We start from the raw sequence: 18131 nt of genomic DNA, 5'->3' as shown, positions 1-18131 counted from the left end.
AGGATGGAGCACTTATCTTGGGAAAAACAAGGACAAAAAGCTTATGTTACAATTCAAAGTCCTCCTGCTAACGCTTTATCATCAGGGATTTTAAAAGACTTAGAACAAGTCTTGAATGATGTGGAAGCGGATTCATCGATTAAACTAATCGTTTTACAAGGTGAAGGGAAATTCTTCTCAGCAGGAGCTGATATTAAAGAGTTCACTTCTTTTCAGAAACAAGATGATTACCAAAGCTTAGCTGAGAAAGGCCAAGCACTCTTTAATCGTATTGAACAATTTCATATCCCTGTCATAGCCTCAATCCATGGCGCTGCTTTAGGTGGTGGCTTAGAGCTGGCGATGGCATGTCATATGCGCATTGCTACTAAAGAAACGAAACTCGGGCTACCTGAATTGAACTTAGGGATTATTCCAGGTTTCGCAGGTTCACAACGCTTACCGAGATATGTTGGGACACCTAAAGCATATGAAATGATCTTAACAGGAGAACCAATATCTGCAGACGAAGCAGCTCATTATGGCTTAGTTAATCGTGTTGTTGAAGATGTTGAGCTACAATCAGCAACTGATCAATTAGCAGATAAAATTGTAGCCAAGAGCGGCCCTTCGATTCATGCAGTTATGAAACTATTACCTTATGCCCATACATCTCAATTTAATAGAGGTGTAGATCAAGAAGCGAAAGAATTTGGTAATGTGTTTGGTAATGAAGATGCTCAAGAGGGTGTAGATGCCTTTATTAACAAGCGTCAACCAAACTTTAAAGATCAATAGATTAAGGGAGGTCATTGTATGAACATTTATGTTCTGATGAAGAAAACATTTGATACAGAAGAGAAAATTCAAATTAGTGGCGGTGCCATTGAAGAAGAGGGTGCTGAATTTATTATTAACCCTTATGATGAATATGCGATTGAAGAAGCTATTAATCTACGAGACGAACACGGCGGTGAAGTAACAGTCGTAACTGTAGGTGATGAAGACTCAGAGCAACAATTACGTACCGCTCTTGCTATGGGTGCAGATCAAGCTGTGTTAATTAATATTGAAGATGACGTAGAAGACGGTGATCAATATACAACGTCAACGATTATCTCAACATATTTGAAAGATAAAGAAGTTGACTTAATTCTAGCTGGTAATGTTGCGATTGACCAAGCAAGTGGCCAAGTAGGTCCGCGTGTGGCTGATCAACTAGACATGCCGTATGTAACAACTATTACAGAGATCTCTATTGATGGTGAAGAGGTCAATATTGTACGTGATGTTGAAGGTGATGAGGAGAAAGTACAAACTTCACTTCCATTACTCGTTACATGTCAACAAGGTTTAAACGAACCGCGTTACCCATCACTACCAGGAATTATGAAAGCCAAGAAGAAACCTCTTGAAGAGTTAGAGTTAGACGATTTAGACCTTGATGAAGATGACGTTGAAGCGAAAACAGAAACAACGGACGTTTTCCTTCCACCTGAAAAAGAAGCAGGCAAAGTGTTAGAAGGTGAAACAGACGACCAAGTTAAAGAACTCGTGTCGTTATTACGTTCAGAAGCAAAAGTACTTTAATCAAACAGGTGTTGAAAGGAGAATATAATTATGACTACATTTTTAGCGTTTGGCGAAGCAAGAGATGGCGAATTACGTATTCTTTCATATGAAACGATTGCAGCTGCAAAACAAATTGATGAGAATGCAGAAGTTGTCGGTGTCGTACTAGCCGATCAAAATACAGAAAGTTTAGCAAATGAAATGATTCAATATGGGGCGGACCGTGCAGTGGTTGTTGAACACGACAATTTAAAAGAATACACATCTGACGCCTACACACAAGCAGCGATGGCGGTAATTGAGGAGGAAGATCCAGACGGGATTGTCATGGGTCATACTTCGGCAGGGAAAGACTTATCACCTCGTTTAGCGAATAAATTAGACTCTGGACTTGTCTCAGATATTACAAATGTTGATGGTGGAGAGTTCGTACGTCCAATTTATTCAGGTAAGGCATTTGAGAAGAAAACAGTAAAAGACGGTTTAACATTTGTTACGATTCGTCCAAATAACATTCCACCATTAGAGAAAGATGAAAGTCGTTCTGGTGACGTTAACGCGATAGAAGTTGATATTAAGGATTTACGTACGATTATTAAAGATGTGGTACGTAAAGCATCTGAAGGTGTCGACTTATCAGAAGCGAATATCATCGTTGCAGGTGGACGTGGTGTGAAAAGCGAAGAAGGTTTTGAACCACTTTATGAACTAGCCGATGAGCTTGGTGCGGCAGTTGGTGCATCACGTGGCGCTTGTGATGCTGGGTACTGTGACTATTCACTACAAATTGGACAAACTGGTAAAGTTGTAACACCTGATCTTTACATTGCTGTAGGCATTTCAGGTGCCATTCAACACTTAGCAGGTATGTCTAACTCTAAAGTTATTGTGGCGATTAACAAAGACCCTGAAGCTAACATTTTTAACGTGGCTGACTATGGTATTGTTGGTGACTTATTTGATGTGATCCCTAAATTAACTGAAGAAGTAAAAGCTTTATAAATATAGACTGATTAAGCTACCCCCCTTATTGCATGAAGCAGAATATTTTTTGCATGGGGGGTTTTTATGTTGTAATAATAATTGAAAGGTTCATGATCTTTGAACAAACAAAGTATTGGCAACTGTGACTCAGAACATGCTATACTATGTTTGAAATTGATAGTTTATAGGAGGAATTATATATGGCAATTGTAAACGCTACGGATCAAACGTTTGCTGAAGAAACTTCAGAAGGTTTAGTATTGGTTGACTTTTGGGCAGCTTGGTGTGGCCCTTGTAAAATGATCGCCCCAGTACTAGAAGAACTTGATTCAGAAAAAAATGATGAAGTGAAAATCGTTAAATTAGATGTTGATGAAAACCAAGAAACAGCTCAAAAATATGGTGTTATGAGCATTCCAACACTAATTATGTTTAAAGATGGCGAACAAGTTGATCAAGCTCACGGATTCCAACCAAAAGAAGCACTTGAAGAACTTGTAGAGAAAAACGCATAACTTTTAAATAAAGAAAGGGCTGACTCCGTGTGAGTTAGCTCTTTATTTTCACCACAACGATCTCTTAAGCGCTCATTCCTTCAATTTAAAACAAACCTTTGAGAATCAACCTTGAGGTGTAACAATGAATGAACAAATAAAAGAAAAATTAAAAATTTTGCCCGACAAACCTGGCTGTTATTTAATGAAGAACCATAAGGATGAAGTCATTTACGTAGGCAAATCCAAAATTTTAAAGAACCGAGTTAGATCTTATTTTACGAGCGCAAATGATCTTAAAACACAACGTTTAGTTAATGAAATTGTTGATTTTGAGTATATTGTAACAGGTTCAGAAATGGAAGCTTTAATACTTGAAATGAATTTAGTCAAAAAGCATGATCCTAAATACAACATTATGCTGAAAGATGACAAAAGCTATCCATTTCTAAAAATCACTAACGAACGTCATCCACGTCTGATCGTTACAAGAAATGTTAAGAAGGACCAAGGACGATATTTCGGTCCGTATACGAATGTATCGGCTGCCCGTGAAACGAAAAAGTTATTAGACCGTTTGTACCCACTCAGAAAATGTAATGTGATGCCAAAGCGTGTCTGCCTGTATTATCATATTGGTCAGTGTTTAGGCCCTTGTGAACATCCTGTTAGTAAGGAAACGAATCAAGAATTAGTCCAGGAAATCGCTAGTTTTCTTAATGGTGGACATAAGGAAATTAAAAATGATATTAAGCGGAAAATGGAAACAGCCTCAGAGCAACTAGACTTTGAGAAGGCCAAAGAATATCGAGATTTAATTGAGCATATTGAAGCCGTTATGGAAAAGCAAACAATGGATTTAACCGATTTAACTGATCGCGACATATTCGGTTATACGTATGATAAAGGCTTTATGTGCGTTCAAGTTTTCTTTGTGAGACAAGGTAAATTAATTGAACGGGATGTTTCGATTTTTCCATTTTATAACGAACCTTCGGAAGCTTTTATTAGCTTTATGGCAAGTTTCTATACTCATTCTAATCATATTAAACCGAAGGAAGTTAATGTGCCAGTCGGTACAGATTATGAATTGATTCAAGACTATTTAGATATTAAAGTAAAAACCCCTTATCGAGGTCAAAAGAAAAAATTAATTGACTTAGCCCAAGAAAATGCTCAGATCGCGCTTAATGAGAAGTTTTCCTTAATTGAAAAAAATGAAGAACGAACGATTCAAGCCGTTGAGTATTTGGGTGAAATATTAGATATTGAAACACCTCATCGTATTGAAGCCATTGATAACTCTAATATTCAAGGAGCTTATCCAGTTTCGGCTTTAGTTGTTTTTGAAGATGGTAAACCGAAAAAGAACGATTATCGGAAATTTAAAATAAAAACAGTCGATCAACCGGATGACTATGAAATGATGCGTGAAGTGATTCGACGTCGTTATAAGCGAGTATTAAAAGAAAATTTACCTTTACCTGATTTATTATTAGTTGATGGAGCGAAAGGACAAATGTCAGCAGCTAAAGATGTCTTAGAAAATGAATTGGGTCTAGATATTCCGCTGTGTGGTCTTGCTAAAAATGACAAACACAAAACAAGTGAATTATTATATGGCGAACCACCTGAGCCCGTTTTACTTGATCGCCAAAGTCAGCCATTTTACTTCATCCAACGTATTCAAGAAGAAGTTCACCGCTTTGCGATTACGTTCCATAGGCAAATACGAGGTAAAGGAGCCATTCAATCAACGTTGGATGAAATTGAAGGAATTGGTCCAAAACGTAAGCAATTGTTAATGGAACATTTTAGGTCCATTGACGCCATAAAAGAGGCGAGTGAAGAAGACTTTCGTAAGTTAGGGATCCCCCAGACTGTTAGAGAAAGTATTCAACAATACTTTTATCATAATTCTGACGAACCTAGTACACATTAGGGGTATAAGGTTTAATCTAACGTACAAAAGGTGGCAAATTCAGCCATAACTTTCTTGACGCTTTTGCGCGATAGAAGTACAATGAACATGTCATGTATACTAAATTTTGCATAAAGTATTTGAATGCATTTACAGTCACATTTTACAACAAATGAGGGGGGTCACACATGGCGGATAACAAGGAGTTCTTTAATCGCAGGCTTCATTCTTTCTTAGGTGTTTTTCCAATTGGTCTATTTTTGATGCAGCACTTAGTTGTTAACCACTTTGCTACATATAGTCCAGAAGCGTTTAACAATGCTGCTCATTTCATGGAAAATTTGCCACTGAGAATACTACTTGAGTTTGGTTTGATTTATATACCATTACTATTCCACGCGATTTATGGTATTTATATAGCCTTCACTGCTAAAAGCAACTTGAAGCGTTATGGTTATTTCCGTAACTGGATGTTTATGTTGCAACGTGTAACAGGTGTACTCACGTTAATCTTCGTGGTATGGCACGTATGGGAAACACGATTAGCTTATGCGATTTATGGAACAGAGATCAACTTTGACTTAATGGCCGATATTCTAAGTTCACCATTTATGTTCTGGTTCTATATTATTGGTGTTATTTCAGCCGTTTTCCACTTTGCAAACGGTTTATGGTCATTCTGTGTTACTTGGGGTCTAACGGTAACACCGAAATCACAGAAGTTTGTCACATACGTCACATTAGGCGTGTTCGTTATTTTCTCTTACATGGGAATCGCATCACTTATTTCTTTTGCTTTTTAAGTAACAGATCTAGTTTATTTTAGTAAACGTAGAAAAGGGAGTGAAACTTCAATATGAGTAATAAAAATATCGTAGTAGTTGGCGGCGGTTTGGCTGGTCTAATGGCTACCATTAAAGCAGCTGAAGCAGGCGTTCACGTCGATTTGATTTCACTTGTTCCTGTTAAACGCTCCCACTCAGTTTGTGCGCAAGGTGGTATTAACGGTGCTGTTAATACGAAAGGTGAAGGTGATTCACCTTGGGAACACTTTGATGACACAGTTTATGGTGGTGACTTCTTAGCTAATCAACCACCTGTTCGAGATATGTGTGAGGCAGCTCCAAGTATAATTCATATGTTAGACCGTATGGGTGTTATGTTTAACCGTACACCTGAAGGTCTATTGGATTTCCGTCGTTTCGGTGGTACGCAACATCACCGTACTGCTTTCGCTGGAGCAACAACAGGACAACAATTATTATACGCACTCGATGAACAAGTTCGTCGTCATGAAACAAATGGACTTGTTACAAAATATGAAGGTTGGGACTTTTTAGAAGCCATTATTGATGAAGATGGTGTGGCTCGTGGTGTTATTTCACAAAACATCCAATCACATGAAATTCGTGCATTTAAAGCAGATGCTACCATTATGGCGACTGGTGGTCCTGGTATCATCTTTGGTAAATCAACGAACTCAGTTATTAATACGGGTTCAGCGGCGGCTAACTTATATCGCCAAGGCGCTGTTTATGCAAATGGTGAGTTTATTCAAATTCACCCAACAGCAATTCCGGGTGATGATAAATTACGCCTGATGTCAGAATCAGCACGTGGTGAAGGTGGACGTGTTTGGACTTATAAAGATGGTAAACCATGGTATTTCTTAGAAGAGAAATATCCTGCTTATGGTAACCTTGTTCCACGTGACATCGCAACGCGTGAAATTTTCGACGTTTGTGTAAACCAAAAACTTGGTATTAACGGCGAAAACATGGTCTACTTAGATTTATCACATAAAGATCCAGAAGAATTAGATGTTAAGCTAGGCGGTATTATGGAAATTTACGAGAAATTCGTAGGTGATGATCCTCGTAAAGTACCAATGAAAATATTCCCTGCTGTTCACTATTCAATGGGTGGATTATGGGTCGATTATGATCAAATGACTAACATTCCAGGTCTATTTGCAGCTGGTGAGTGTGACTATACAATTCATGGTGGTAACCGTCTGGGTGCTAACTCATTATTATCTTGTATTCATGGCGGAATGGTCGCAGGCCCTAACGCTGTTAAGTATATTGATGGATTAGATGAATTAGCTGAAGATCAATCACAAGAATTGTTCGATGAGAAAGTTAAAGCTGAAGAAGAAAACTTTGAACGTATTTTAGGTATGACATCTGGTTCTGAAAATGCTTACCAAATTCACCGTGAATTAGGTGAGTGGATGACGGATAACGTAACAGTTGTTCGTGAAAATGAAAGTTTACTCAAAACAGATGAGAAAATTGGCGAGCTAATGGAACGCGCGAAAGATATTAACATTCATGATACATCAAGATGGGCTAACCAAACAGCTATGTTTGTTCGTCAATTAGAAGGTATGTTGAACTTAGCACGTGTAATTACACAAGGTGCTTATAACCGAAATGAAAGTCGCGGTGCTCATTACAAACCAGAATATCCTGAACGTAATGACGAAGAATGGTTGAAAACAACGAAAGCGACTTATAATTCAGATAAGAATGGACCAGATTTTGATTATGTAGATGTGGATACCTCATTAATCCCACCACGTAAACGTGACTATTCAAAATCAAAATAAGCTTAGGGGGTAAAATGTATGGCGGAAGATCAAAAAATGATTAAGATGATCATTCAGCGTCAGGATGAACCTGAAGCACAGCCGTATGAAGAGGAATTTGATATTCCTTACCGTGATAATATGAACGTAATTTCCGCACTTATGGAAATCCGCCGTAACCCAGTAAATGCTAAAGGAGAAGAAACAACTCCAGTTTATTGGGATATGGGTTGTTTAGAAGAAGTGTGTGGTGCTTGTTCCATGGTGATTAATGGAAAAGCGATGCAGTCTTGTACAGCTTTAATTGATCAATTAGAGCAACCTGTGCGTTTAGAACCAATGAGAACATTCCCGGTCACGCGTGATTTAGCGGTAGACCGTAGTCAAATGTTCGATTCACTTAAGCAAGTGAAAGCATGGGTTCCAATTGATGGCACGTACGACTTAGGCGAAGGTCAACGTATGCCTGAAAGTAAACGTCAATGGGCTTATGAACTATCTAAATGTATGACATGTGGTGTTTGTTTAGAGGCTTGTCCAAATGTGAATGATAACTCAGACTTCATTGGACCAGCAGCACTTTCTCAAGTTCGTCTGCATAATTCACACCCAACAGGTGAATACCACAAAGCAGAACGTATGGAAGCTCTTTTAGACGAGGGTGGCCTACAGAATTGTGGTAACTCGCAAAACTGTGTGCAATCTTGTCCTAAAGGTATTCCTTTGACAACATCAATTGCTGCGTTAAACCGTGAAGCAACTGTGCATTCATTTAAGAGCTTCTTCGGTAGTGACTATCACGTTTAAGATTTCCTAGGGCTGACACAGGTCAGCCCTTTTTTAAAACCAATATTGTCAGAATTTTAAAGTAAATATGGAGGATTTTATGAAAACACCTAATTATATTGAAGAGTTTAAGCGATGGAAAGAAAGCTTCTCATTTTACATACCAATTGATATTCGTTTTTCAGAAACAGATATGTTTGGGCATGTCAATAATGTGTCTCCGTTTATATATTTTGAACAAGCACGTATTGAGTATATGAATAAAATTGGACTGTTTGGCGATTTAGACGAAAACACGACAAAAATACCTGTCGTAAGTGATCTTCAGTGCGATTATCTCAGCCAAATTTACTTCGGAGAACAGATTAACGTTTTTGTTAAAACAGCACATATTGGTAACACGTCGATTGATATTCATTATATGGCGACAAATGAAAAAGGTGATATCTGTTTAGCCGGCAGAGGTCGTGTTGTACAAATTCATGCGGAGAAACAAAAGCCAGAACCTTTTTCGGAAGATCAATTAGAACGCTTGCAGAATACTGATCAAATAACAAATTAATAAAACCATGACAAATGTTGCGAACGCGTCGCTTTAATCTGTCATAAACTATGGTGACTAAACATTTCCTCATGCTAGAAGTAGCTCACTTCTGTATGGAGGAGGGGTTACCACTTGGACACAAGACCATATCAACCTAGTAATTTATTAACGAAACGAGAAAGAGAAGTGTTCGAATTACTTGTAGAAGACAAAACGACTAGGGACATTGCAAATGAATTGTTTATTTCTGAAAAAACAGTCAGAAATCATATTTCCAATACCATTCAAAAATTACAAGTGAAGGGGCGTTCCCAAGCTGTTGTTGAGTTAATTCGGCTTGGTGAAATACAGTTGTAATTGGCCGGCTATTTATTAGCCGGTTTTTTATTTATATGTTGGGTTGTATTGGTAAAAAACACTTCTAGACTTTTAACACCATTGAAAGCAGATTTTTTGTTATACTATGATGAGAAGATTAAATAGTTTATTAATAAAAATGATTGAGAAAGTTTATATTTAAATTTTAAGGAGGAAACCCATTGCATTCAACGATCGATTCTAAAGTGATTGCAGAACTCGAAAAAGACGTTCGTTACATATCTAATATGGTTAAACAACGAGGACGTGAAATTTTAAATCATTATCCAATCACACCTCCTCAATTTATTGCCTTACAATGGCTTTTAGATTCTGGGGATCTTACAATTGGTGAACTATCGAAAAAAATGTATTTAGCATTTAGTACAACAACGGACTTAGTCGATCGAATGGAGAAAAACGAACTTATCGAACGAATTCGTGACCCTAAAGATCGCCGTGTCGTGCGAATTCATTTACTAAGTAAAGGAAAAGACATTATTGATGAAGTCATTGATAAACGACAACAATATTTAAAAGATGTGTTAAACAGTTACTCAGTCGAAGAAGTGGAAATTTTACGTCGTTCGATGACTCAATTGTTTGAGGAAATGAAACAACAAGAAGAAAATCAGAAAGAAGACAAGGAGTCGTAAAAGTGAATAGACCAATCGCTGTGATTGATTCGGGTATTGGTGGTTTAACTGTTTTGTACGAGCTAAACAGACAGTTACCTAAAGAACGATTCATCTATCTAGGTGACACATTGAGATGCCCCTATGGATCTAAATCAGAAGAAGAAGTACGCCATTTCACTTGGGAAATGGTTAATTACTTATTAAATTATGATATTAAAATGTTAGTTGTGGCTTGTAATACTGCGACAGCTATTGTACTTGATGAACTGAAAGAACAATTACCCATTCCAGTTATTGGTGTCATTGAACCAGGTGCTCGTGCTGCGATTAAATCGACAGAAACAGAGCGTGTGGCTATCATTGGGACGGAAAATACCATTTCAAGTCAAGCTTATGACCAAGCATTAATGAGCATTAATCCGTCGATTCAAACATTAGGTGTGGCGTGTCCACTTTTTGTCCCATTAATTGAATCTGGTGATCTAACGAGTGATGAAGCTTATGCAGTCATTGAGGAAAGCTTATCCCCAATTTTAAATGATCCAACGATTGATACCTTAATATTGGGATGTACACATTATCCGATGCTCCAGCCATTGATCGAAACAGTCTTAAATAATCACATAACGGTACTATCATCCGCTTTAGAAACTGGAGCTGAAGTCAGTGCGAGTCTAGCTTTCTATGAGTTGTTAAACACTGATATAGAAGTTGAAGAACAAATTCCGACGATTTTAACGACTGGTCACTTGTCGGTATTAAAACGCATTAAGGATGAATTATTCCATTTTAATAATAGTCAAGTGTATCGAGTGAGTTTATGATAAGGCGCATACGAATGATTCGTATGGCCTTATTTTTTGAATGTATAGTTTTCGTTGTAAGATGATGCAATTAACGGTAAAATAATTTTGGGTAAGGAATATATTTATAAATGAAGTATGGTATTACTTGTTTTGCCATTCAGTAATAAATGTTAAGGAGGACAATCATGCGAGAAGACGGACGTCAATTAGATCAACTACGTGAGACAACGATCGAGACCAATTTCACGAAGCATCCAGAAGGTTCAGTATTAATTACTGTTGGCGATACGAAAGTGATTTGTAATGCAAGTGTTGAGAAGAAAGTTCCGCCATTTTTAAAAGGTGAAGGAAAAGGGTGGATCACAGCTGAATATGCTATGTTACCGCGCGCGACAGCTCAACGTAACATTCGTGAATCTTCAAAAGGTAAAGTAGCAGGTCGCACAATGGAAATTCAACGATTAATCGGTCGTGCACTAAGAGCAGTGATTGACTTAGAAAAATTAGGTGAGCGTACGATTTGGGTTGATTGTGATGTCATTCAAGCAGATGGTGGCACACGCACAGCTGCCATCACAGGAGCATTTGTCGCAACTACAATGGCCTGTGCTCGTTTAATTGATGAGAACCTAATTGATGAGATGCCTATTACCAACATGCTTGCAGCGACATCAGTTGGTATTGATGATGAAGATCAAGTTTTATTAGACTTATGTTACGAAGAAGATTCTCAAGCTGATGTTGATTTAAATATGGTCATGACAGACGAAGGAAAATTTGTAGAAATCCAAGGAACAGGAGAAGAAGCAACTTTTTCACACGATCAGTTAAATGACATGTTAAAACTTGGAACAGACGGCATTACTTCACTCTTTGAATTACAACGAAATGCCTTAGGTGATGACGCTAATTTAATTAAAGGATAGGATTAAGATGACTCAGACGATTTATGTTGCAACAACAAACGAAGGTAAAATTAATGAATTTAATGAAATGTTTGCAGAATTAAATTTGAAAGTTAAAAGCTTAAAAGATGAAGTTCCTGAAATGGATGATGTCGAAGAGACAGGTACGACATTTGAGGAAAATGCAGTATTGAAAGCTAAAACTTATGCTGAACGCCATCAAGTTCCTGTTTTAGCTGATGACTCAGGTTTAGAAGTGAAGGCATTAAACGGTGAACCAGGCGTATATTCTGCTCGCTATGCTGGGGAAGCGAAGAATGATGAAGCTAATATAGATAAGGTTCTAACGCGCTTGAATGAGACTACAAATGATTCACGTGAAGCATCATTCGTATGTGTTATAGCTTATGCAGAACCTAGCCAAGAAACAATAACTACTGAAGGGCGATGTCACGGAGTCATAATAGATGAACGACGTGGTCAGCATGGTTTTGGTTATGATCCGATTTTTAAACCCAATGGGCACGACCAAACACTAGCAGAGCTTGGACCAGAAGTGAAAAATCAAATAAGCCATCGACATCATGCACTTGATCAGATGTTAGGTCAATTAAAAACCGTTTTGGATTAAACAATCCAAAACGGTTTTTTGATTGGAGTACAGTATCTATTAGAATTTATCACAAACTATTTTAATGATCGTAGACTATTAAAATCTTATTGATGTATAAATAGTGAGATTGAATGAAAGTATAAATATATATCAGTTTACAAACAAATGAATAACAATGCATCTTCTATTGTGAATAAAGTCATAGACAATTCACAATAAACAAATGATTATAATGTTAATATTGGAAGAGACCAAGATTAATGGAGTGATAAATAATGAAAAGATATATATGGATCCTGCTAATAACTTTAGTGATATTAACGGCTTGTGGACAAGGAAATGATAGCGAAGATGAGAGTAACGGATCAAACACACCTTCTGATCAAGTATCTATTGAGCCAGTAGAAATAGAAATTATAACACCAAGTCAAATAGATGCTGGCGAACAAACGCTTTCTGCCAAGGTGACACATAACGAAGAAGTGGTTACGAATGCTCAAAAAGTGGAATTTGAAGTATGGAAAACAGCCTCAAAAGAAGAGAGTGAGATGTTGACAGCAGAGCATCATGAGAATGGCAAATATCAAATAGATTATTCATTTGAGGAAAGTGGATCTTATCATATTCAATATCATGTAACGGCAAAAGACCAACATGTTATGCCGAAACATGAAGTAACAGTTGGTTCTGAAGATGAAGTTGCTGAGGAAACTGTGAATGAAGATAATGAGAATAAGGAAAGTGATGAAAGTCATAACCATAGCGATAAAGAAGGTCACCATCATCATGCTAGCACAGTGGAAACGACACTAAACACCCAATGGTCTGAACAAACATTAGATATTAGTAGTAAACTTGACCAAGTTAACCAACCATTTTCTGATGCCACTGTAACCTTTGAAATTACTTCTGCAGAAAATGAAAGTCTCCACGAGTGGGTAAATGCCGAGGAAAGTGAAGAAGGCCTTTATACTGGTACTTTTAATGGACTGTCAGTTAGTGACATTACAATTGTGACACACATCAAAAAAGATGAATTGCATGAACATCAGGAAGAAACCGTTCAGAAACAATAATGACAAGAGATTTTATTTAGTATGAATGTTTTCTATTAGATGTTAAAAAACTTAATAAAGTTTTGATCATTAACTGATGTAAATATTATATTTCAGAATAGATCATAAAAAAACGCTCAATCCCTTGTTTTACTAGGGTTGAGCGTTTTGATTGAGTTTCTATTAAGACTGAAAATTATTTAAAGTCCGTACCAAGTATTATGGTAAACTTTCACAAGCTACACCATTCCCGTCGCGATCTAACCCATGAGGGTCGGAGTCAGGACCTCCTGCAGCTTTAAAAAAAGCTTGAGCATTATCATGTGTATCAAAATCTCCACAATTTTTGTCTTCCCCGTTTGGATCATACGGTCCAGTATAACCAGAGCTATCGCTATTCGAGGTGTCTTCTGAAGAACTATCATTTTATTCAGTTTGCTGACTATCTTCATCTTGTTGTTCATTCTCATTAGTCTGTTCATCATGATTAAAACCATCAGACTGTACGTAACCATTTATACTCCAAATACCTCGACCTGCATTTCTAGCATTTGCTTCTGCTTGTTCAAACGCACTCATATGTGTATATGGAGGATCGTAGACATATGCTAAGCGAGCAAGCCCTCTTTGTAATAACATTTGATTAAAATTCTTACCATCTACCCAAAGGTAAGCTAATAATCGATCGTAATGATCACGTTTTGGACCATCAAATTCTACTTGAACTTGTTTACCTGTAAGTTGATTTCGCGCAAACTCAGATGCTTCAGGTCCATAGGGTTGAACAGGTTTTGATGGATGTTTAGTTTCAGGTGTGTCGACTAGTAATAGCCTGACATCTTCAGTTTCGCCATTTAGTTCTATTTCAATTGTGTCCCCATCAACAACACGTGTAACAGTTGCTGGCTCCATGTTTGGATTATTGTTTTGATCTGATTGGTCATCGTCATTTGATGAATTAGTTTCATGATCCGTGTTTGATGTTGATGATTCCTTAGATGAGCTATTATCATTTTCTTCTTGATCATTGTTGTTAGATTCAGTTGTTGGATTATCGTTTTGGCTTTCATCATCATTATTTTGCTTATTTCCACTTTGATCTTGCTCATCATGATCTGCTTGTTGATTGTTGTTATTATTATTCTGTTCATCATTCTCGGGTTCATCATCTTCTGAAGATTGTTCAATTTCTTTTTCAGTATTGTTATCATCGGTTTGGTTTTCATTATCTTTATTAGTATTTTCATCATTCTGGTTTTCGTTTTCTTCTTCTGTATCTGAATTTTCCCCATCATCAGTTTCTTTATTTTGTAATTTTTCTTCTTCATTAGCATTTGACTGATTATTAGCCAGTGTGCTGGAGTCATCCTCGTCATCTGGTACGGCTAAAACAAATAAAATGAAGAACGTTAATGTTAATATAGTTGCAGATTTACGATTTGCTATAGGTATTATTTTGAACAAGTTTAAATGCCCCCTAAAAAGGGCGACAAGAGATTCTATAAATAAAGTAAAGAAAATAAATGCTATAAATTCCATTCTTGATACTCCTTATTAACCTAGTAATTTCTGTTTCTCCTTTTGGAACTCCTCATCAGTAAGGGTACCGTTGTCCCTTAATTCGCCTAGCTTTTCTAATTGATCTAATTTGTTATCATAATTTTCAATGTTAATTTTTAAATTCGATTCAGTTGTGGCATTGTTTTGTTGTTTAGGTTTGTTATCAGGCTTTAGATCAATCTTTCCCTTTAAGGTGCTTATCATCTTATCTGTTTGTTCTCCCTTGATAAATCCTTTAAAAAAATGCTTGTTTTCATTATATTTAAAGCTGAGTTCGATTCTATTCTTATTAGGAGATAAAGTGTCAAAATGTTTAATTTGAGTATATTCGAAATATCTTGTTAGATTATAGGTTGCGCTGACAAATACTAGATAATCTTTAAATGCTATTAAAATCCCCTTAACTTTTTCATTCTCATATTTGCAATCAATGGTATAAAGAGGCTTACCGTATTCTGTTAAGTTGTTTCCAGCATATACAAAGGTTAGTTGATGGTTTAAGTATGTCATTTTTTCCGCAAAACTAGGTTTACCATTAAACCAAAACTGGTAATTTTTCTTTTTTTCTTTCTTAGATTGACGTCTCTGTTCTTCCTTGTAATCAGTCTCTTCTTTAGCCTTTTTCCATCGCTGCTTTGCTTTATTAAATACTGCTTTTGATTTAGACATCATAATAGCCCCCTAATCCTCATAAATAAAAAGACACACTGAATGTAACGTTAGTGTGTCTTACTTATTCTTTGGCGTATTTTTCTCTACAGATTGGTCGAAGTTTTATGTAATAACTAATTTACTTGATCTTATATTAAAAATTAAGACGTTTATTCCTATTTGATAAGAAAACGATTTTATTGTCATCAATATAGCATAATTAGTAGAAAAAGAAAACGAATATTGAAAGAAACATAGATTTTAACATTAGCTATTTCGTTTGACCAATTAGATAAGATAATTTTAACCGCTACGAACCATTTGCAATAGAATTTAGATTAAAAAGATCCATTTATTAATAAACAGGCAGGCTGTTAAGAGTAGGGATCAAAGAATTAAAATTTGGTTTTACAATATAATCTTTAGCACCACAATTTAAAGCAAGGTCTATATCATCGTCTTGTCCCATAGAACTACAAATAATAACATTTGCTTTTGGGTTTTCTTGTAAGATCTCTTTAAGTACATCAAGGCCATTGAGGTCATCCATAACAAGATCTAATATAACGAAATCAGGTAAGTATTGTAGATATTGATTTAAAGCACTGGCTCCACATGAAGCTTCTGCCACGACTTTATATTGGTTTGATTGATTTAAAATTGAAGTAATCCATCTTCTCATAAACTTTGAATCATCTGCTATTAAAACGGTATTCATTTTTAGTCTCTCCTTTAGCATCATTGGCAATTTAGGAAAGGCAGCCCGGCCATCATAGCTTACGCCTTAGATCCGTGGCTTTGCGTCTTTTACTTTCGTAAAGTTTGCCATAATTAAAATACTACCACATTTAAACAATTTGTTACACATTTCGACAAAAGTTTATCGAGAGAGGTTAAACAACATAAAAAAGCTCAACCCTTTGATTCCAAAGAGTTGAGCTTTACTTTTTAGAGTGTCCCGAGCAGGAATCGAACCTGCGACCGACAGCTTAGAAGGCTGTTTAACAGGGGTTATTGCTTAATACTTAATTAAACTTAAACCTTGTCTATATGCAGGTTTGCGAATTATTAAGATACATTATAATACTTAATCATATTATGAAATGCTAAAATTCTGCCCCGATTCTGCCCCAATTATTTAGGCAGATGTTACAAAATCAATGAAGGTAGTGATCATTCCTTTCAGAACATTATGCGAACAAATAAAATTGTTTTCAACAAAAAAAGACCATTTTTAAAAATGGTCTTTATCTATTAGAAACTCATGAATATCATTCCATGATACCATGCTTAGAAATAATCCAATACAAATTAATAAAATTAATATCCCTAAACTTATAGCTATTCTGCTATACAATTTATAATTATCTTTTAATTTTTTTAGTGGTTTTTTTATATGATCATCTTTAATTTTATCGATTTTATTTTCGTCGAGTGTGGTAAATTCAGAACTATAGACGTCAAAAGCATGTTCTAATTCTTCATCTCTACACTTATAGTTTTTTCGATTTATTAAGAAACTAATGAAAAAATAAAGGATGTGAATTAATAAAACCATGAATAAAATCCATTTTTCACCTCTGGAATACAATAAAATAATAGAGAGTATGGCCGTGAAGAAACCTAAAATAATAACATTAATTTGTCTTACGATTTGATCTGTATGTTCTTGAATGATTATACCAGATTCGTATGCCTCTTTAACTATATCCTTTCTACTCTTAAAGAAGTTTTCTATTGAGTCTTGTACATATGCAGAAAAGTGAGCGTTGATTGTCTCGTATATTCGATTTAATTTCTGGTCAAGCGTGTTTAAATTGGTGTTATCGAATTCATATAGGGTGATAACATTTCTTGTGATTGCAACTTTGTCATAGTATTTATCTTTATCAAAAATGAAATCATAAAGTTCATAAAGCATAGAACTATTATTTGGTATAAAGAAGTTATCATCATAGATTTTAATGGTTGATTGTCCATTTATAAGAAAGTAGTTGTTCTCTGACTTTATAGCTATTAATTTAATTATAAGTACATATAATAAATATTTAAATGAATTATCAAGTTCCTCCTCTTGTATTTCGTTTTTAAAGTTTATTTCGAGGGGGAGAGGTGATTCATATCTTTCAATATTACTTTTATATTTGAGTATCTGACAGTGATTTTGATAAGCCAACACGTTATCTTCAGGTATTTCATCTATGTGTTGTTCATCGGTGAATTCCTCGATAGGAATGAGGTTTAAGTATCCGCTTGTGTATGAATTCGATATAGGTATATAAACTAATTTTTTCTCTAAGCCATTGCACTTAAGAAAACTCACATTAACATTTTTTAGATCTTCACAGAACTCATCTAAAAAGAAGTAGACAATTTCCCCAAGAAATTCACTTTTCTTATTAAGATTAACTCTGCATTCGACTTCTTCATTTGTATTTAGATGCTTAAAGCTGTGTGAAAGCTCATTTCTTGAATAGTTCTTCTTTCGATATTTTACATTAAAATTCACATTATCGCTTTTCTCTAAAAACTCAATTTCGCTGGAATTAGAAAATTCTATTATATTGCTAAGTTTCGAATTAATGTTCAGCGTTACTTTTTCAGAGTTTTCTTCGTAAGTTAAAGTGGAGGGTGCTAAATTTATAACATTTATGAAAGAATTAACTATATTCAAAT

General features: G+C 35.8%; 19 protein-coding genes, 1 pseudogene and 1 riboswitch. Of the genes and pseudogenes, 15 read left to right on the top strand and 5 right to left on the bottom strand.

The window, feature by feature from the left end:
- Positions 1-3: 3 nt before the first annotated feature.
- From J2S77_RS04125 to J2S77_RS04055, 15 genes are all read left to right on the top strand, one after another.
- Positions 4-777 (top strand): enoyl-CoA hydratase, encoded by a 774-nt coding sequence (locus tag J2S77_RS04125; protein ID WP_306974892.1) that lies wholly within the window; start codon positions 4-6, stop codon positions 775-777.
- An 18-nt stretch (positions 778-795) separates the two neighbouring features.
- Entirely contained in the window at positions 796-1569 is a 774-nt protein-coding gene (locus J2S77_RS04120) for an electron transfer flavoprotein subunit beta/FixA family protein (protein ID WP_306974890.1), read from the top strand.
- Positions 1570-1596: 27 nt separating this feature from the next.
- Entirely contained in the window at positions 1597-2553 is a 957-nt protein-coding gene (locus tag J2S77_RS04115; RefSeq protein ID WP_370871780.1) for an electron transfer flavoprotein subunit alpha/FixB family protein, read from the top strand.
- A gap of 182 nt (positions 2554-2735) precedes the next feature.
- On the top strand, positions 2736-3050 hold the full coding sequence (gene trxA / locus J2S77_RS04110; RefSeq protein WP_306974886.1) for a thioredoxin: 315 nt from the start codon (positions 2736-2738) through the stop codon (positions 3048-3050).
- A 124-nt stretch (positions 3051-3174) separates the two neighbouring features.
- Positions 3175-4971 (top strand): excinuclease ABC subunit UvrC, encoded by a 1797-nt coding sequence (uvrC, locus tag J2S77_RS04105; RefSeq protein WP_306974885.1) that lies wholly within the window; start codon positions 3175-3177, stop codon positions 4969-4971.
- A gap of 167 nt (positions 4972-5138) precedes the next feature.
- Positions 5139-5753 (top strand): succinate dehydrogenase cytochrome b558 subunit, encoded by a 615-nt coding sequence (locus J2S77_RS04100; RefSeq protein WP_306974884.1) that lies wholly within the window; start codon positions 5139-5141, stop codon positions 5751-5753.
- A gap of 53 nt (positions 5754-5806) precedes the next feature.
- The gene (sdhA, locus tag J2S77_RS04095) at positions 5807-7561 is read left to right on the top strand and encodes a succinate dehydrogenase flavoprotein subunit (protein ID WP_306974883.1); all 1755 of its coding nucleotides are present in this window, start codon (positions 5807-5809) and stop codon (positions 7559-7561) included.
- Positions 7562-7579: 18 nt separating this feature from the next.
- Entirely contained in the window at positions 7580-8347 is a 768-nt protein-coding gene (sdhB, locus tag J2S77_RS04090; protein WP_306974881.1) for a succinate dehydrogenase iron-sulfur subunit, read from the top strand.
- Positions 8348-8426: 79 nt separating this feature from the next.
- Positions 8427-8888 (top strand): acyl-CoA thioesterase, encoded by a 462-nt coding sequence (locus tag J2S77_RS04085; RefSeq protein WP_306974879.1) that lies wholly within the window; start codon positions 8427-8429, stop codon positions 8886-8888.
- 114 nt (positions 8889-9002) lie between these two features.
- Positions 9003-9227 carry a helix-turn-helix domain-containing protein gene (locus J2S77_RS04080; protein ID WP_167260721.1) on the top strand — a complete coding sequence of 75 codons (225 nt, stop codon included), beginning with the start codon at positions 9003-9005 and terminating at the stop codon, positions 9225-9227.
- 248 nt (positions 9228-9475) lie between these two features.
- On the top strand, positions 9476-9883 hold the full coding sequence (locus tag J2S77_RS04075) for a MarR family winged helix-turn-helix transcriptional regulator (RefSeq protein ID WP_306974940.1): 408 nt from the start codon (positions 9476-9478) through the stop codon (positions 9881-9883).
- 2 nt (positions 9884-9885) lie between these two features.
- Entirely contained in the window at positions 9886-10689 is an 804-nt protein-coding gene (racE, locus tag J2S77_RS04070; protein WP_306974877.1) for a glutamate racemase, read from the top strand.
- Between the two features lie 167 nt (positions 10690-10856).
- On the top strand, positions 10857-11597 hold the full coding sequence (rph, locus tag J2S77_RS04065) for a ribonuclease PH (RefSeq protein ID WP_306974875.1): 741 nt from the start codon (positions 10857-10859) through the stop codon (positions 11595-11597).
- A gap of 7 nt (positions 11598-11604) precedes the next feature.
- Positions 11605-12207 carry an XTP/dITP diphosphatase gene (locus tag J2S77_RS04060; RefSeq protein ID WP_306974874.1) on the top strand — a complete coding sequence of 201 codons (603 nt, stop codon included), beginning with the start codon at positions 11605-11607 and terminating at the stop codon, positions 12205-12207.
- 257 nt (positions 12208-12464) lie between these two features.
- Positions 12465-13265 (top strand): FixH family protein, encoded by an 801-nt coding sequence (locus tag J2S77_RS04055; RefSeq protein ID WP_306974872.1) that lies wholly within the window; start codon positions 12465-12467, stop codon positions 13263-13265.
- 198 nt (positions 13266-13463) lie between these two features.
- Here the strand turns inward: J2S77_RS04055 and J2S77_RS14430 are convergent.
- The 5 genes and pseudogenes from J2S77_RS14430 to J2S77_RS04035 all read right to left on the bottom strand — a co-directional run.
- Positions 13464-13580, bottom strand: a pseudogene (locus tag J2S77_RS14430) (excalibur calcium-binding domain-containing protein); the annotation flags it as partial.
- A 90-nt stretch (positions 13581-13670) separates the two neighbouring features.
- Positions 13671-14708 (bottom strand): thermonuclease family protein, encoded by a 1038-nt coding sequence (locus J2S77_RS04050; RefSeq protein ID WP_306974870.1) that lies wholly within the window; start codon positions 14706-14708, stop codon positions 13671-13673.
- 90 nt (positions 14709-14798) lie between these two features.
- Positions 14799-15473: an SHOCT domain-containing protein gene (locus J2S77_RS04045; RefSeq protein ID WP_306974869.1), complete on the bottom strand. Its 675-nt coding sequence runs from the start codon at positions 15471-15473 to the stop codon at positions 14799-14801.
- A 337-nt stretch (positions 15474-15810) separates the two neighbouring features.
- The gene (locus J2S77_RS04040) at positions 15811-16173 is read right to left on the bottom strand and encodes a response regulator (RefSeq protein WP_306974867.1); all 363 of its coding nucleotides are present in this window, start codon (positions 16171-16173) and stop codon (positions 15811-15813) included.
- A gap of 36 nt (positions 16174-16209) precedes the next feature.
- A riboswitch (cyclic di-GMP riboswitch) is annotated at positions 16210-16292 on the bottom strand.
- Between the two features lie 397 nt (positions 16293-16689).
- Entirely contained in the window at positions 16690-18129 is a 1440-nt protein-coding gene (locus J2S77_RS04035) for a hypothetical protein (protein ID WP_306974865.1), read from the bottom strand.
- Positions 18130-18131 lie beyond the last annotated feature (2 nt).

The organism is Alkalibacillus salilacus (assembly GCF_030812915.1).
Lineage (GTDB): Bacteria > Bacillota > Bacilli > Bacillales > Alkalibacillaceae > Alkalibacillus > Alkalibacillus salilacus.
This window is presented reverse-complemented; position numbering and strand designations above follow the sequence as displayed.

Bases quoted from the DNA above. Each gene is read 5' to 3' on its own strand.
- J2S77_RS04125 (WP_306974892.1), top strand. From the start codon at position 4: ATGGAGCACTTATCTTGGGAAAAACAAGGACAAAAAGCTTATGTTACA.
- J2S77_RS04120 (WP_306974890.1), top strand. From the start codon at position 796: ATGAACATTTATGTTCTGATGAAGAAAACATTTGATACAGAAGAGAAA.
- trxA (WP_306974886.1), top strand. From the start codon at position 2,736: ATGGCAATTGTAAACGCTACGGATCAAACGTTTGCTGAAGAAACTTCA.
- uvrC (WP_306974885.1), top strand. From the start codon at position 3,175: ATGAATGAACAAATAAAAGAAAAATTAAAAATTTTGCCCGACAAACCT.
- J2S77_RS04100 (WP_306974884.1), top strand. From the start codon at position 5,139: ATGGCGGATAACAAGGAGTTCTTTAATCGCAGGCTTCATTCTTTCTTA.
- sdhA (WP_306974883.1), top strand. From the start codon at position 5,807: ATGAGTAATAAAAATATCGTAGTAGTTGGCGGCGGTTTGGCTGGTCTA.
- sdhB (WP_306974881.1), top strand. From the start codon at position 7,580: ATGGCGGAAGATCAAAAAATGATTAAGATGATCATTCAGCGTCAGGAT.
- J2S77_RS04085 (WP_306974879.1), top strand. From the start codon at position 8,427: ATGAAAACACCTAATTATATTGAAGAGTTTAAGCGATGGAAAGAAAGC.
- J2S77_RS04075 (WP_306974940.1), top strand. From the start codon at position 9,476: ATGGTTAAACAACGAGGACGTGAAATTTTAAATCATTATCCAATCACA.
- rph (WP_306974875.1), top strand. From the start codon at position 10,857: ATGCGAGAAGACGGACGTCAATTAGATCAACTACGTGAGACAACGATC.
- J2S77_RS04060 (WP_306974874.1), top strand. From the start codon at position 11,605: ATGACTCAGACGATTTATGTTGCAACAACAAACGAAGGTAAAATTAAT.
- J2S77_RS04055 (WP_306974872.1), top strand. From the start codon at position 12,465: ATGAAAAGATATATATGGATCCTGCTAATAACTTTAGTGATATTAACG.
- J2S77_RS04045 (WP_306974869.1), bottom strand. From the start codon at position 15,473: ATGTCTAAATCAAAAGCAGTATTTAATAAAGCAAAGCAGCGATGGAAA.
- J2S77_RS04040 (WP_306974867.1), bottom strand. From the start codon at position 16,173: ATGAATACCGTTTTAATAGCAGATGATTCAAAGTTTATGAGAAGATGG.